Source organism: Burkholderia sp. BCC0398 (genome assembly GCF_902833245.1).
GTDB classification, from domain to species: Bacteria; Pseudomonadota; Gammaproteobacteria; order Burkholderiales; family Burkholderiaceae; genus Burkholderia; species Burkholderia sola.
Genome location: NZ_CADFEM010000024.1, coordinates 1 through 14,528, shown reverse-complemented (window position 1 = coordinate 14,528; position 14,528 = coordinate 1). Strand labels below are relative to the sequence as shown.

General features: G+C 60.6%; 13 protein-coding genes and 1 pseudogene. 4 read left to right on the top strand and 10 right to left on the bottom strand.

Annotated features, from left to right (window positions below; all coding sequences use genetic code 11):
* Positions 1 to 84 precede the first annotated feature (84 nt).
* From HWX76_RS34095 to HWX76_RS34085, 3 genes are read right to left on the bottom strand one after another with little or no spacing between them, the layout of a single operon-like run.
* Positions 85 to 510 (bottom strand): GNAT family N-acetyltransferase, encoded by a 426-nt coding sequence (locus tag HWX76_RS34095; protein ID WP_050018131.1) that lies wholly within the window; start codon positions 508 to 510, stop codon positions 85 to 87.
* Between the two features lie 57 nt (positions 511 to 567).
* On the bottom strand, positions 568 to 1,428 hold the full coding sequence (locus HWX76_RS34090; protein WP_050018130.1) for a MurR/RpiR family transcriptional regulator: 861 nt from the start codon (positions 1,426 to 1,428) through the stop codon (positions 568 to 570).
* A gap of 55 nt (positions 1,429 to 1,483) precedes the next feature.
* A complete protein-coding gene (locus tag HWX76_RS34085) occupies positions 1,484 to 1,837 on the bottom strand; it encodes a NirD/YgiW/YdeI family stress tolerance protein (RefSeq protein ID WP_050018129.1) in 354 nt (117 codons plus the stop codon).
* Between the two features lie 233 nt (positions 1,838 to 2,070).
* On the opposite strand from HWX76_RS34085, the gene HWX76_RS34080 reads away from it, so the two are divergent.
* The 3 genes from HWX76_RS34080 (at position 2,071) to HWX76_RS36860 (ending at position 4,579) form a co-directional block, all read left to right on the top strand.
* A complete protein-coding gene (locus HWX76_RS34080) occupies positions 2,071 to 2,733 on the top strand; it encodes a response regulator (protein WP_050018128.1) in 663 nt (220 codons plus the stop codon).
* On the top strand, positions 2,730 to 4,106 hold the full coding sequence (locus HWX76_RS34075) for an ATP-binding protein (protein WP_176016999.1): 1,377 nt from the start codon (positions 2,730 to 2,732) through the stop codon (positions 4,104 to 4,106). Before HWX76_RS34080 ends, HWX76_RS34075 begins: the two co-directional genes overlap by 4 nt.
* Before the next feature lie 125 nt (positions 4,107 to 4,231).
* Positions 4,232 to 4,579: a MarR family winged helix-turn-helix transcriptional regulator gene (locus HWX76_RS36860; RefSeq protein ID WP_235356329.1), complete on the top strand. Its 348-nt coding sequence runs from the start codon at positions 4,232 to 4,234 to the stop codon at positions 4,577 to 4,579.
* Between the two features lie 335 nt (positions 4,580 to 4,914).
* On the opposite strand, the gene HWX76_RS34060 is transcribed toward HWX76_RS36860, so the two are convergent.
* The 7 genes from HWX76_RS34060 to HWX76_RS34030 form a co-directional block, all read right to left on the bottom strand.
* Entirely contained in the window at positions 4,915 to 5,169 is a 255-nt protein-coding gene (locus HWX76_RS34060; protein ID WP_080334425.1) for a PAAR domain-containing protein, read from the bottom strand.
* Positions 5,170 to 5,200: 31 nt separating this feature from the next.
* The gene (locus HWX76_RS34055) at positions 5,201 to 6,034 is read right to left on the bottom strand and encodes a hypothetical protein (protein WP_244138070.1); all 834 of its coding nucleotides are present in this window, start codon (positions 6,032 to 6,034) and stop codon (positions 5,201 to 5,203) included.
* Positions 6,035 to 6,245: 211 nt separating this feature from the next.
* Positions 6,246 to 7,214: a hypothetical protein gene (locus HWX76_RS34050; RefSeq protein WP_244138069.1), complete on the bottom strand. Its 969-nt coding sequence runs from the start codon at positions 7,212 to 7,214 to the stop codon at positions 6,246 to 6,248.
* A gap of 76 nt (positions 7,215 to 7,290) precedes the next feature.
* Entirely contained in the window at positions 7,291 to 8,259 is a 969-nt protein-coding gene (locus HWX76_RS34045) for a hypothetical protein (RefSeq protein WP_244138068.1), read from the bottom strand.
* Positions 8,249 to 10,798 carry a hypothetical protein gene (locus HWX76_RS34040; protein ID WP_124630656.1) on the bottom strand — a complete coding sequence of 850 codons (2,550 nt, stop codon included), beginning with the start codon at positions 10,796 to 10,798 and terminating at the stop codon, positions 8,249 to 8,251. The genes HWX76_RS34045 and HWX76_RS34040 overlap by 11 nt, the downstream gene beginning before the upstream one ends.
* 35 nt (positions 10,799 to 10,833) lie before the next feature.
* Positions 10,834 to 13,056: a type VI secretion system tip protein TssI/VgrG gene (gene tssI / locus HWX76_RS34035; RefSeq protein ID WP_244138067.1), complete on the bottom strand. Its 2,223-nt coding sequence runs from the start codon at positions 13,054 to 13,056 to the stop codon at positions 10,834 to 10,836.
* A gap of 63 nt (positions 13,057 to 13,119) precedes the next feature.
* The gene (locus tag HWX76_RS34030; RefSeq protein ID WP_176016998.1) at positions 13,120 to 13,803 is read right to left on the bottom strand and encodes a TagK domain-containing protein; all 684 of its coding nucleotides are present in this window, start codon (positions 13,801 to 13,803) and stop codon (positions 13,120 to 13,122) included.
* Positions 13,804 to 14,219: 416 nt separating this feature from the next.
* Between HWX76_RS34030 and HWX76_RS34025 the strand changes: the two are divergent.
* A pseudogene (locus tag HWX76_RS34025) lies at positions 14,220 to 14,456 on the top strand (IS3 family transposase); the annotation flags it as partial.
* Positions 14,457 to 14,528 lie beyond the last annotated feature (72 nt).

Sequence of the window (14,528 nt, the reverse complement as noted above, 5' to 3'; positions counted from 1 at the left end):
CGCGGACCCGGAAGCGACCTGCATCGCTGCCCGGTATCGTAGGCGACGGCTGACCGCATCGTCAACCGGGCCGGGCCGCGCCGTTCAGCCCGCGAGTTGCTTCGTCAGGAAGATGCGCGTGTGCCCGACCGGGTAATCGGGCAGCTCGCCAAAGCGCACATAGCCGCGCTTCTCGTAGAACGGCCGCGCCTGGAAGTCGAACGTATCGAGCCACGCGCTGTGGCAGCCGCGCGCGATGGCCTCTCGTTCGGCCAGATCCATGATGCGCGTGCCGGCGCCCTGGCCGCGCGCGGCCTCGGGCACGACGAGCAGGTCGACATGCAGCCAGCCGAACGCCGTGCCGCCCCACAGGCCGCCGACCACCGCGCCGGCGGCGTCGGTCGCGATCACGGCCAGCGGCCGGAAATCGACCGGGCCGGCGTGGCTTTCGTTGAAGCGGATCAGCGGCGCGACGATCTGCTTGCGCACGTCCGCGTCGGCCGCGTCGGTCACTGCGTAGGTCAACGTCATCGGTTACGTCGGGTCGTGAATGAGAGTTGGCTGAAACCATCCATACCGCCGCGCGCGTCAAACGACGTACGCGCCCTTCGCGTGCAGTTCCGCTTCGGTCCGTTCGAGCGCCGCGATCGCATCGCTGCCTTCGAGCGCCAGCAACTGCGCGACGAGCGCCTCGGCCATCGCGTGCGCGGCCACCAGCGACGGAAAGAACGACGGGCTGTCGTGCGTGAAGATCAGTTGCGCGTCCGCGTGCAGCGCGATCGGCGACACGGCGCTGTCGGTGATCGCGACGATCCGGCTGCCCTGCGCCTTCGCGGCCTGCGCGACACGCGTCGCTTCGGCCGAATACGGTGCGAAGCTGACGATCACGGTCACGCTCTGCTTCGCGATCGTCCGCAGCTCCATTTCGAGCGAGCCGGCGACGCCGTTCAGCAGCGACACGGTCGGCCGGAACAGCCGATAGCCGTAGACGAAACCGAACGCAACCGGATAGCACGACCGAAACCCCGCCACGTGCACGTGCGACGCCTTGCGGATCAGCTTCGCCGCATCCGCGAGCGTGTGCTCGTTCTGGGCGGCGGTGGCCGACAGGTTGTGCTGCTGCGCGGCGAGCAGATCGTGCGCGAGCGACGCCTTCGCGTCGGGCCGCACGAGCGAGCGCGCACGCTGGGTGAGCGGCTCGGGACGCGTGCGCACGCGCGCGACGCACAGGTCGCGCAGCTCGTTCCAGCCGGGAAAGCCGAATTGCTGCGCGAGCCGCACGAGCGACGCAGGCTGCACCTGCGCGCGCTGCGCGACCTTGCGCATCGACGACGTGGCGACTTCGTCGGGATGATCGAGCAGGAAGGCGGCGCCCGCCTGGAATTGCGGGCTCAGCTCGGAAAATTGCGCCCGGATCCGGGACGCGAGTTCGTCGAAATTGGCGGCCATCTTGGTGGGAACGGGAACCGGTCGTCCATGGTATCACCGGCCCCGCGCCCACCGGTCAGCGCAGCACTTCGACGTGATCGGCGTCGACCTTCACGCGGCCCGACCATTTGCGCTCGAATTCGCCGGTCAGCTTCACTTCGTTCTTGTCGCTGACGGGCTGGCCCGCCGCCCACAGCTTGCGGTCGATCTCGACGTGGATCGTGCCGGTGGCGTCGGCGAACTCGTAATCCTCGCCGCCGACGTGCTTGACGATGCGCCCCTGCAACTGCACGTGCTGGTCGTCCTTGCCGTTGGCGAGCAGTTCCTTCACGGTCGTCGTGGTCAGCGCGGACGGCCCCGTGTATTGCGCATGGACGGCAGCAGGCAACGCGACGAGCGCGACCGCCAGGATTCTGGCCAGGTGTTTCATGATCTCGGTCCTCTTCTTCGATGTGGCGCCGCGCTCCGTTGAACGCGACGGCGCCAGATTACGGACCGTAAGATTAAGCAAACCTGAAGGTCGCGCCCAAGTGACACGCTGCCGCATAGGACGAGTACGAAAGCCCGCCGCACGCCGCCCGCATTTAAGCTCCGCCTAAGACGCGTGCGCTTATCATGAGAACCTCGGGCGCTGCCGCGCCCCCGTTGGAGAGACACCAATCCATGCGCGTACTGCTCGTCGAGGACGATCCGCTGATCGGCAGCGGGCTCGAACAGGGCCTCAAACAGGAAGGCTTCGCGGTCGACTGGGTGAAGGACGGCGACGCCGCGTCGCTCGCGCTGCGTGCGACCAGCTACGGGCTGCTGCTGCTCGATCTCGGGCTGCCGAACCGCGACGGTTTGTCGGTGCTCGCCGCGCTGCGCCGCCGCGACGAAACCCTCCCCGCGATCATCATCACCGCGCGCGACGGCGTGCCCGACCGCATCGCGGGCCTCGACAGCGGCGCGGACGACTATCTCGTCAAGCCGTTCGAGCTCGACGAGTTGCTCGCCCGTATCCGCGCGGTCAGCCGCCGCCATGCGGGCCGCGCGCAGACGACGCTCGCGATCGGCCCGCTGCGGCTCGACCCCGTCAAGCACCTCGTCTGGCTCGACGACGACGAAGTGCCGCTGTCGCCGAAGGAATTCGTGCTGCTGCACGAGCTGATGCGCGAACCGGGCGCGGTGATTTCGCGCGAGCAGTTCGAGGAACGGCTGTACAGCTGGGGCGAGGAAATCGAGAGCAACGCGGTGCAGGTGCATATCCACAACCTGCGCAAGAAACTCGGCCACGACATGATCCGCACGGTGCGCGGCGTCGGCTACCGGATCGGTGACGGCACGTGACGCGGATGCAACGCGCGGTCGCGCGCTGGCGCAACGCGTCGCTGCGGCGGCGCCTGCTGACGTGGCTGCTGCCGGCCGCGTGCGTGATCGGCCTGGTCGCGAGCGCCGGCACCTACTGGGGCGCGCTGCGCGAACTCGACGACCTGCTCGACGACCAGATGCGCAGCATGTCGAAACAGATCGTCGTCGGCCCGAACGGCGAGCTGTCGTTCAGCAACCACGCCAAGGGCAAGCACGGCTTCGAAGCGAGCGACCCCGATGCGGTGCTGCTGCAGGTGTGGCGCAACGGCACGCTGGTGTATTCGACCGACCGCGATTCGAAGCTGCCGCCGCCCGAGCAGAAAGGCATCGCGAGCGTCGACGTCGATGGCCAGCCCTGGCGCACCTATGTGACCGAGCGAGGCGGCACGACGATCCGGCTCGCGCAGGCACGCCACGCACGATGGGAAGCGATCGCGGGCATCGCCGTCCACCTGCTGTGGCCGGTGTTCTCGATGCTGCCGCTGCTCGCGCTCGGCCTGTGGTTCGGCATCGGCGCGGGGCTGCGGCCATTGCGGGCGATCGCGGCCGGCCTGAAACGCAGGAATGCGAACAACCTCGAGCCGGTCGACGTCGCATCGATGCCGAACGAGGTTCGCCCGCTTGCCGAAGCAATCAACGATCTGCTCGCACGCCTCGACCGCTCGTTCACGCTGCAGCGGCACTTCATCGCCGATGCCGCGCACGAACTGCGCACGCCGATCATGGGGTTGTCGATCCAGTCGGAACTGCTGCGGCGTGCAGCGACGGCCGAGGAACGCGAGCATATCCTCGCGCAAATCCATGCGGGCACGACGCGCCTCGGCCACCTCGCCGAACAGTTGCTGACGCTCGCGCGCCTCGAACCCGATGCGCAGGCGGCCGCCGCCGCATCGGCGCCGGTCGATCTCGCCGCGCTGTGCCGCTCGGTGGTGTCGGACCGCGCGCGCGTCGCCGATGCGCACCGCATCGATCTCGGCGCGATCGTCGACGCCCCCGTGATGGCATCGGGCAACGCCGACACATTGCGCGCGCTGCTGAACAACCTCGTCGACAACGCGATCCGCTATGCGGGCGAAGGCGCGCGCGTCGACGTGTCGGCGCGCATCGACGGCGAGACGCCCGTGCTCGAAGTCGCCGACGACGGCCCCGGCATTCCGGAAGCCGAACGCACCGACGTGTGGGAGCGCTTCTATCGCGGTGAAGGCGCGCAGGCCGTCACGTCGTCGGGCAGCGGGCTCGGGCTGTCGATCGTCAAGCGGATCGCCGAACAGCATCGCGCGACCGTCGCGCTCGGCACTACGCACGGCGGACGCGGGCTGACCGTCACGGTGCGCTTTACGCAGCCGGCCTGACGCCGCGCGACGCAAGGCTTTTCCACAGATTGTGTTGGCAAGCTTGTGGACAACCGTCCATTAACGGCACCAAGCCATTGATCGAAAAGGGTTTGTCGTGCGTGCGCGGCAAATGCGCCCGGCAGATCAGCTACGCACTCGACTCAGTTGTCGTCGGCGATTCGCTCGACCCGCAGGCCGGTCGGCAGGCGGTGCTGAAACAGATCGACGTGCTGACCGGCGAAGGGCTGATCGGGTCGCTACCCGATCCGGCACACAAGCGTTCCCCTTTGCACGCGCCGACGTCTCTCGGCGAGGCGTCCTATCAGGCCGTGGTCGGGCGGTGGCAACAGCATGTCCGCGACATCGCCGGCGACTTCAGTTCGGCTGACCTGGATGCAGCGATCCTCGTGCTGCCGGCCTATCCGTCGTCCGCCGTCGCGAGCCCGCACCTGTTCCAGAAAGTCGGCGTGGCCGGTATCTGCACGGCGTGAGGGCATGACCTGCCCGGCGAAGTTCAAGAAAACATCCTGACGGCTGGTTGTCCGGTCCAGTAATCAATCGTCCCTGGCGGGCGGCCCAACCCGATTGCAGAAGCACGTTGCAGCCATCCCGGTTGGGTGGCTGGATCGTCCCCGGCGGCAAATGCCCTACCCCCAAACACCGATGCGGCTGTTCGGCGTAGCCAAGTGCGTTGCTCTGATCGTCGCGTCAAAGTAAGACGCGAAAGCGCGAAGAACTTTGCCTGCCGCGACTCAGCGGACGCCGATGCGTCGCCCGGAGCATGTCTGCCTGGAAGCTGAATCATGGCGTGCTTTCCCTGTTCCGCTCAATCAAGCAACCAGCCGTTATCGCCCTCGACCAGCGTGCCGCCGTGGCTGGTGGTGTCACCCTCGCGGGCGACCGCCCGGCCGCCAAACGTGGTTACGCCCCCGGTGACGATGACAGCACCGCAACTCGTAGAGTCACCGACACAGGCCGCTTTTCTCCCCCCGACGGTCACGCCGTCCGTGCCGCTGATAACAGTTCCGGGTCCGTGCAGCGGACAGACATGGCGATGGCCGACAAGCACAACGGGTCGCATGAAAATCTCCGATGGTGATATTGATCTGCCGTTACTTTCCAGCGGCGGCACTCTGTTCGCCCACGTACTTCCACTGGAAACTGAAGGGGTCCACCCCCCGGTCCCCCGGCAGGTTCGGCAGTGAATCCCCTTCCTTGACGAACACTTCGCGATAGCCGCCGAGCCGTTCGATGCTCTTGCCCGTCGCGGCCCAATAGCCGGTCTTTGGCGCGTAGTCGCCCGGACGGGCGTACGGCAGCGCGGGGACCTGCGTACGGGCATCCACTTCGCCGAGGAATTCAATGTGCCGCCCCTCACGCGCCTCTTCATCGGTCGGCTTGTAGACCCTGAAATAAAGGCGGTTCGACGGTGCGTTATCGGTGATCGGGTACATCATCCTGCCCTTGCCCGTATCGGTACGGTCCAGAACCTCGCGCACGTCAATCCAGTCGAGTTGCGTATGCCAGTAGACGACTTCATAAATGTGTGTGCCAGTAAGAAACTGGGTATTCAAGATCACAAATTCGTCTGCAACCTCGCCTACCCATTTCTCCTTTGCCTTCATCACATAGGTAGATCGCTTTATATCTTCGTCCCGGGGAGCCGCGACATAAGGCTCAATGCCACTGTACTTAGGCGGGGCAGGCTTAATCTCCCTGCCTCCCGAATACAACCGCATTGCAGGACCATCCGGCGTGGGCTTGCCCGTTGTCTTAACGTCCCCATCGCTCGGATTTATGTATGTGGTGTAGTACCGTATTTCGACATAGTTGCTGCCAAGCTTTCCGTCATGAAACCTGATCTGCGTGATCAGCGGGTTCTTGACCCACGTTACCCGTTCATTCGGCACGACGCCCGTCTGGTTTCCACTTTGCTTGTCGGTCATAGAACTTTTCGTAGTTTGGTTCGAAGGCGGCGCCGCTTGCTGTTCCGCAAGAGACGAGCAGCCGACCAGTGCCACCATCCCTCCAATCGAAATAATGGTGCGAACGCCGTTCATTGTCAGACGGCCAGGTTTCATCCTTTGCTCTCGATAAAAATGCAATACTTTCGGCATTCGCTAACGCCCTGTTGGGCGTGAACTCGGCGAGTACCCGTTACTTTCCAGCGGCGGCACTCTGTTCGCCCACGTACTTCCACTGGAAGCTGAAGGGGTCCACGCCCCGGTCCCCCGGCAGGTTCGGCAGTGAATCCCCTTCCTTCACGAACACTTCGTGATAGCCGCCGAGCCGTTCGATGCTCTTGCCCGTCGCGGCCCAATAGCCGGTCTTTGGCGCGTAGTCACCCGGACGGGCGTACGGCAGCGCGGGGACCTGCGTACGGGCATCCACTTCGCCAAGGAACTCAATGTGCCGCCCCTCACGCGCTTCTTCATCGGTCGGCTTGTAGACCCTGAAATAGAGGCGGTTCGACGGCGCGTTGTCCGTGATCGGGTACATCATCCTGCCCTTGCCCGTATCGGTACGGTCCAGAACCTCGCGCACGTCAATCCAGTCGAGTTGCGTATGCCAGTAGACCATCTCGTAGACGTGCGTGCCAGGAAGGAACTGGCTGTTCATAATCACAAATTCACCGGGGCCATCTGAAGTCCATTTGCTTTCAGCCTTAACCTTGTTGGCGTACAGTTTTATTTCCTCGTCCCGGGGAGCCGCGACATAGGGCTCAATGTCACGATGCTTAGGCGGGGCGGGTTTAATCTCATTGCCCCCCGAATACAGCCGCATTGCAGGACCATCCGGTGTCGGTTTACCAGTCCACTTAACGTCCTGCTTACTTGGATTGACATAAGACAGGTAATAGCGAATTTCGACGTAGTTGCTACCCAGTTTTCCGTCATGAAACTTGATCTGTGTGATCAGCGGATTCTTGACCCAGCTCACCCGTTCATTCGGCACGACACCCGTCTGGTTTCCACTTTGCTTGTCGGTCATAGAACTTTTCGTAGTTTGGTTCGAAGGCGGCACCGCGCGCTGCTCCGTATGGGATGAACAGGCGATCAGCATCGCCATCCCCCAGATCGAAACCACGAGACGAGCACCGTTCATTGTCAGACGGTCGGGCTTCATCCTTCGCTCTCGATAAAAATGCAATACTTTCGGCATTCGCTAACGCCCTGTTGGGCGTGAACTCGGCGAGTACCCGTTACTTTCCAGCGGCGGCACTCTGTTCGCCCACGTACTTCCACTGGAAGCTGAAGGGGTCCACGCCCCGGTCCCCCGGCAGGTTCGGCAGTGAATCCCCTTCCTTCACGAACACTTCGTGATAGCCGCCGAGCCGTTCGATGCTCTTGCCCGTCGCGGCCCAATAGCCGGTCTTTGGCGCGTAGTCACCCGGACGGGCGTACGGCAGCGCCGGGACCTGCGTACGGGCATCCACTTCGCCGAGGAATTCAATGTGCCGCCCCTCACGCGCTTCTTCATCGGTCGGCTTGTAGACCCTGAAATAGAGGCGGTTCGACGGCGCGTTATCCGTGATCGGGTACATCATCCTGCCCTTGCCCGTATCGGTACGGTCCAGAACCTCGCGCACGTCAATCCAGTCGAGTTGCGTATGCCAGTAGACCATCTCGTAGACGTGCGTGCCAGGAAGGAACTGGCTATTCAAGATCACAAATTCGTCTGCAACTTCGCCTACCCATTTCTCCTTTGCCTTCACCACATGGGTAGATCGCTTTATATCTTCGTCCCGGGGAGCCGCGACATAAGGCTCAATACCACTGTACTTAGGCGGGGCAGGCTTAATCTCCTTGCCCCCCGAATACAGCCGCATTGCAGGACCATCAGGTGTCGGTTTACCGGTCCACTTAACGTCCCGTTTACTTGGATTGATATAGGAAAGGTAGTACCGCATTTTAATGCTGTCGTCACGTACGATTGCGTCATGGAACCTGATCTGCGTGATCAGCGGATTCTTGACCCAACTCACCCGTTCATTCGGCACGACACCCGTCTGGTTTCCACTTTGCTTGTCGGTCATAGAACTTTTCGTATTTTGGTTCGAAGGCGGCGCCGCTTGCTGTTCCGCAAGAGACGAGCAGCCGACCAGTGCCACCATCCCTCCAATCGAAATAATGGTGCGAACGCCGTTCATTGTCAGACGGTCAGGTTTCATCCTTTGCGCTCTCGATAAAAAATGCAATACTTTCGGCATTAGCTAACGCCCTGTTGGGCGTGAATTCGGCGAGTACCCGTGCCGCGCGTGCCCCATAGGCGGTCTTTCCGTTGTATCTGTCAGGGTCGTGTGCCCCGTTAACATCGATCTTCTGGTCCTTGGCATGAGCGGTATTCTGCAAATGCGCCACCTCGTGCAACTGGATTTCCATACGGTTCTGATCGACCGGATCCCTGTTATTAAAGCTTCGGAAGAATGGACCATACTGGCAGGCGATATTGACGTATTCCATCCGGAAGCCTGATTGGGCGGGCTTGAGCGCCTTGACTGGATACAACCCCGGCTGCACATAGGCACCTGCCTCAAAACCCAGTGCGCCCTTGACCACCCGCTGCATGGATATATGGCGGAAGAACTCCCGCATGCCTTTCAGGTAGTTATGGATGTGATGCCCGGCAGGCTTGGCTGCAAGCTGTCCGTGCAACGTCTCCGGAGCAGCGATGTCATTGGGCGTCACGCCAAACCAGTATTCGAAGTTCGACCAGAGATCGTGATGGGCAACATTGTGAATCGTTTGCAGAGTCGCATATTCCCTGACGACTGGCGCCCGCGCCGAGGGCGCATCAGGCATGGCGGCGTTGGCGTCCGCCCAGGGTTCGAGTTGTTTGAGGCGCTTCTCGATCAGCCTCAGGCAGGTTATCCAGCTCTGCCGGATTTCCAGTTCGAACGCCTCCTCGGACAGCGTTGCGTCCGTTGCGAGACATTCCCGCATCTGGGCCAGAAAGCCCACTGGATGGAAATGCCAGTTCTTCGTATCCATCGGCGTGGATAGCGGCTTCATGGCATTGTTCACACCATCCTGCTGTACCTTCGCGTCGCTCCAGAACTGCTGACGCTGAATATCCTGCAAGAACGCCTTGAACTGGCTGTCGGATAATTGCGGAAGCGGCGGATGGGCACCTTGCTGAAGTTTGTCGTATCGCTTGCTGTTGTTACTGCTGTCCCATTCGGTGTGAAACCGGACAGCAGCGGTGCGCAAGATCGCGTCAACGCCATCAGCATGAAGATCATCGAGACTCAGGCTCGCAGAAGACTTGTGTGCGGCGGACAGGATTTTCTGCATGACCGCATCGTCGTCCTCAACGAAGCCGTCGTCTGTCGTATTCAGTTCGCTATCCTCATAGGCCTGCCATCCCCGCGCTACCCAGTCGCTATCGGTAGTCAGCGTCACCCACGCGTCGCGGACAAATTCCCGCCCATCGGCTACGGCCCTCGCTTGATCGGCGTACGCGTAGTAGGTGCTTCCATTCATTCCAAATAGCTTGAAACATATCAGGTCGCTAACCAAATCAGGCTTCGTTCCATCCAACCCGCAGGGTATCGCTGCAAAAAAGCAGGAGCCGGCTGGAAACACTTGCATGCTTGACGCGGATAATCCACCCTCACTTGAAAAAACATCTTTTGCCAGCGTTGCATTCCGCGTCAACCACACCTTCCCCATACCATCGCTTTTCTGCCCATCCGCATACCCCTGGTACGACGAACTTGGGTTGATAATGTTCAGCGGAACAAGCGGCTTCATCTGCTTCACCAACTTGTTCTCACCCGTAAAAATCTCGAAGTGGAAGCTGTCCGCCACCGGGCCAAGATCACCGTCCGTTATCCCGGCGTAACCAATCACCTGTCCGGCCCTGACCGGATACTCCAATGAGAAAGTGCAGTCCAACGGCATCCACCGCTTTTCCGTAGGATGGCAGCAATACATGAATGAAATGGGGTAGCCCAGCCGGATTTTCTGCTCGGGCCTCAGTGGAGCGCCTGGCTCCACGTCCAGATACATGCGCTCGATCCATCCCTCGCCACTGTTGCGGGTATTGATGTCAGTAATCCTGATCTTGACCATGTGATGCCCGTCATCGATCACCGCGCTTACCGTTACTTCGTCCCCGCGCAACGCGGCAACCGGAACAATTGTATTGGTGGTCGTGAGAAACGGCGGCAGGACTGCCTTGTTCTGCAACTGCTTCTGCGGCAGCAGATTCGCGTAGAGCGAGTAGAAGTGTGCCCCGATGTATCTGGGGATGCTCGCGCTGACACCCTGCGAAACGCCCTCCACAGGCTGCATTTCACCGCCGCCTCTATTGACCTCGCACTCGTGCCGAATCAGTACAAAGCTGCTGCTGAACTGTCGGGGCGATGACGGCTGTGGCTTGGCTTTCGACGCTGACGCCTTCACGGGTGCGGCCGCCTTGATCTGCCGGTCGAGTTCGCTGTCGATATAGTCCCGATCCAGTCGGAACGCGACGATGGTGCCGTCCGCGACCGCGCGCACCGGCTTTTTTCCGCTCAGGTGTACGCCGCCGTGCCAGAAGCGGTTGCGCCCCACCGGGAATACACCTCCCGCGACGTGCTTCGCGAGATCAATATATTTGCGGACAAGTGCTGGCGTACTCAGCGCGGCACTGGCTGACTGCGGGTAAGACGCTGGCTGCGGGGCGCTGTAATAAGGATCGTCTTCAAACGGGAAAGTCACAATCACGAGACACGGTTCCTTGATGGAATGAACGGCAGGCGTCAGCCTGAAAACGGGAAGTAGTCCGGTGTGAACGGATCGCCCTTGTTCACGTCTGAGCGCATGTCCAGGGCATTCTTGACCCAGCCGGTCTCGGTCTGGACCGGCCCCTTCAGCTTGATCCGGACTCCTTCAATCGTGACGCCCTCACCGTCGAGCGTGATCTTTCCGGCTGGGCCGATGATTTCAGCCTTGTCGCCCGCCTGTAGCTGGTAGATACGGGTCTTGCGCTCAATAGCCTGCCCCGCCTCGATCTGGTGACGCCCCTGCACCTTGTGTTCGGCGTTGCCGCCAGTCGTGACCAGGAAGTTGGCCGCAATGGTGTCCTTGCGATTGTTGCCCGTTTCCTCGATTCGATCCTTGCCGATCTGGATGCGGTGATCGCGCCCAACCGAAAGGAACGCATCCTGGCCAATGGTGTGACGACGATCTACACCAATCTCGACCTGTTCGCCGCGGCCGACTTTTTCCGTACGATCGTTGTCAATCGTCACCGATTCATCATGTCCGACTGTCTTCGCGCGATCATGCCCAACCGTATGCGATTCATCGTTTTCAACTTCGGTTCGCATATCCCTTTCGGCGTGGAGCCATATTTCCTCCCTGCCTTTCCTGTCCTCGAACCGCAGCGCGTTGGCGGTTTCGTAGCCGCCTTCATCGGTGGAGCGCGTCAGCGTGCCGCTCTGGGTCGCATTGGCGGGCAACTCCCACGGCGGCATGTTGTGCGCGTTGTAGTGCCGCCCCGTCACAAATGGCCGATCAGGGTCGCCGTTCTCGAAGTCCACTATCACTTCCGAGCCGACCCGCGGAACGCTGATGGTCCCGTAGTTGTTGCCTGCCCACGGATAGGAGACTCGCAGCCAGCAGGATGATGTCTGATCATGTACTGGCGAGCGGTCCCAGTGGAACTTCACCTTCACCCGGCCGTACTGGTCCGTGTAGATTTCGCTCCCGTCGGCCCCCGTGACAATGGCCGTCTGCGGACCGGTTGTGCGTGGCTTGCTGACCGTGCGCGGTGGACGGAAAACGGTCGTGGCCGGCTGCACTTCAAACCGTGTCCGAATCCGGTATTCGCCGGTATCGGTTGCCCCGTCGAGTTCAGCCGCATCCAGCCGAGCCCGGATAACAAGGTATTCGCGGTTTGCATCGGCTTGCGGAAAGCCCGCCAACGTAAAAGTCGTCCCGCACACAACGTTCCGCACATGCCCACCGCCAGTGCCCCGCTCACCCAGGGCACGCATTTCCTGCATGCGTATCCGTGCAAACTGCTCACCGGCCTCCCGCTCGGTGTAGTCGCCAGGCCACTCGTAGCGTTCAAGCGTATTGTGCGAGGTGTCCTGCGGCAACTGAATCTGGGCCTCGAGATTTGCCCTTGGCCGCGTAAAGTCGAAATCGTTCGTGGTCCACTGACCTGACTGGATACGTGCAGTCGTATCAAAGTTGTCGATGTGCTCCATATCAACCCTGCGGCCTGGCGGATAGTACGACAGCGTCTGATAGGCTTCGCTGTCAACCGGCTTGTGCGCCCCCAACTGGTCCACCAGGACCATGCGATGCACGGTATCTGAATGCTCGAAGAACCAGTAAATCCCGTTTTCTTCCATTAGACGCTGGATAAAATGAAAGTCGGTTTCGCCATACTGGACCTGATAGACCAGCTTCGGATAGGACTCGCTTAGCCGCATGTCCCACGAGTAGAGGTAGTGGTCGCTCAGCACTTCGTGAATGATTTCAATAACAGACTTATTCTGGAAAATCCTGTAATCCGAGCGTTTCTCAGCTAGCGCGATCCACGGTTGCAATTTGAGTCGATATCTACTCTGTCGATTTGACTGACCGGAAAAACTCACTGCCGTGATAATCCCGCTGATTTCGCGTAACCCGCGTCCGACGTTTGCTGCACCGGTCGCCCCTGGCATTCCAGGGACAAAAGTGCCCATCCCGTCAAGCTGGATGGTGACGGTCAGTTCCTTCCCAATCATGTCGAGCGTATTGAGATTCGCCGCCTCTTCGTCACTCAACCCCGCATCGAGCGAGGTTTTAACCTCCAAATCGTAGGTGTAGATTTTGGAAAGTTCTTCCTCGCCTTCGATCGCAACCAGTTGCAATACAGGTTCGCCATTGTGCGATAACGGGACGGCCGCCCCACTGATAGAGAGCGTTCGGGGCCGGCTGAATTTCTGCATGACCGGATATAGTTTTTGAACGTCAAACGCGTTGGACATGGTGATTCCGACAATAAGATGGATCGTATCGGGCTACTCGGCGAGCGTATGCAGACTGACTCGTCAGGACGTTTCGCTATCAGGCAACAACCCGACCGGCAGGGACACGGGGCTATCCATTGCGACCATATGATGTTCGCGTCGCGTCAGTTCGGGTGGCCGCTGGGCAGCATGGCGTGATGCGGCTGCGAGGAATTCGGCAGGCGCGAACAGACTCAGCACGTCGTTCCATTGCTCCGGTTCACAGAGGTCCGGTGCCCCACTGAGGTCGCCGAACAGCTGTTCAAGTTTGACCGGCGGCCTGAGTAGCTCCATGATCCCCTGGGGCTTGGCAACCGGCTTAACCGGTTGCGGCGGCAACTCCACCATAGTGAGCAAACCCAATCCCGGTTCAGCCTGCACGGGCAACGCAGATGGCGTGGCTTCCGGTGTATAAGAGATTGCCCACTCGGCCAATGAAAGCGGATCATCGAGAAATCTGAGGTATTGACTGTACAGTGACGCAATAATATTTTCGTCCTCCACAGCAACGTTATTGTCATCGAGCTCGCGAAGGGCCTCGCTGCCACGAAGGGACGCTGATGATCCAAGCAGGCCAAATACTGCCCCACTGCCGCATTCATCACCACTCGACAACGCCCGAAATCCCCCGCGCATAACGTTGTCCGCGACGTGAATGACCGTGCCGTCGTGATCCGTTGAATCGCCAAAGCGAGCGACATCCTTGCCTGAGGTATCGTCCTGCACGTTTCATCTCCATCGAACGGAATTTCTCCTGCGTCGAATTTACCGAGCACTCGGAGAAAATCACATAAGACACGTCCGAAATTGACAAAAACCTAGCAAAAATCACAGGGTGTGATTTCTTTTGTCGCGACAATGGACATGCCCCGCATATAAGTTGCATACACAACTTCTGCACAACCGCGGATGGCTCAAGCGAACAACGGCAAGTGACTTGCTGCCTCACGCGAACCCAATCGGGCGGCTCGGACATATTGCAGCCTTCTGGACACTCGTCCGTCATATGGCTTGCGCCGTCCGCCGAAGCAAATTCACACCAGCAGAACAACAACCAGCAGACCGCATCAACCACGCGACAAGTCGAGATAAATCCCACCCATATCAATAGGTATCCTGACTTCTTGAGGTAACAAGACACACATACCCCGCCAGAAATCGAGTGGCTGAGCGACAACGGTTCGGGCTACACGGCTGATGACACGCGTCGGTTCGGAGTGACCACCGGCCTGAAGCCATTGACCACGTCGGTGTGCAGCCCGCAAAGTAACGGGACGGCCGAGCGCTTCGTGAAGGCGATGAAACGCGACTACGTCGCCTTCATGCCGACGCCGGACGCAGCGACTGCTGCACGCAATTTGGCCATCGCGTTCGAGCAATGAAATGAACGCCTCCCACCCAAGCCGAGACGACGGTGCCGACCTATAGTTAGACGGCCAAGGAGTCTTGGT

Excerpts from the sequence above, each read along its gene's own strand:
- HWX76_RS34095 (WP_050018131.1), bottom strand. The coding sequence starts at position 510 with ATGACGTTGACCTACGCAGTGACCGACGCGGCCGACGCGGACGTGCGC.
- HWX76_RS34090 (WP_050018130.1), bottom strand. The coding sequence starts at position 1,428 with ATGGCCGCCAATTTCGACGAACTCGCGTCCCGGATCCGGGCGCAATTT.
- HWX76_RS34085 (WP_050018129.1), bottom strand. The coding sequence starts at position 1,837 with ATGAAACACCTGGCCAGAATCCTGGCGGTCGCGCTCGTCGCGTTGCCT.
- HWX76_RS34080 (WP_050018128.1), top strand. The coding sequence starts at position 2,071 with ATGCGCGTACTGCTCGTCGAGGACGATCCGCTGATCGGCAGCGGGCTC.
- HWX76_RS34060 (WP_080334425.1), bottom strand. The coding sequence starts at position 5,169 with ATGCGACCCGTTGTGCTTGTCGGCCATCGCCATGTCTGTCCGCTGCAC.
- HWX76_RS34055 (WP_244138070.1), bottom strand. The coding sequence starts at position 6,034 with ATGACCGACAAGCAAAGTGGAAACCAGACGGGCGTCGTGCCGAATGAA.
- HWX76_RS34050 (WP_244138069.1), bottom strand. The coding sequence starts at position 7,214 with ATGAAGCCCGACCGTCTGACAATGAACGGTGCTCGTCTCGTGGTTTCG.
- HWX76_RS34045 (WP_244138068.1), bottom strand. The coding sequence starts at position 8,259 with ATGAAACCTGACCGTCTGACAATGAACGGCGTTCGCACCATTATTTCG.
- tssI (WP_244138067.1), bottom strand. The coding sequence starts at position 13,056 with ATGTCCAACGCGTTTGACGTTCAAAAACTATATCCGGTCATGCAGAAA.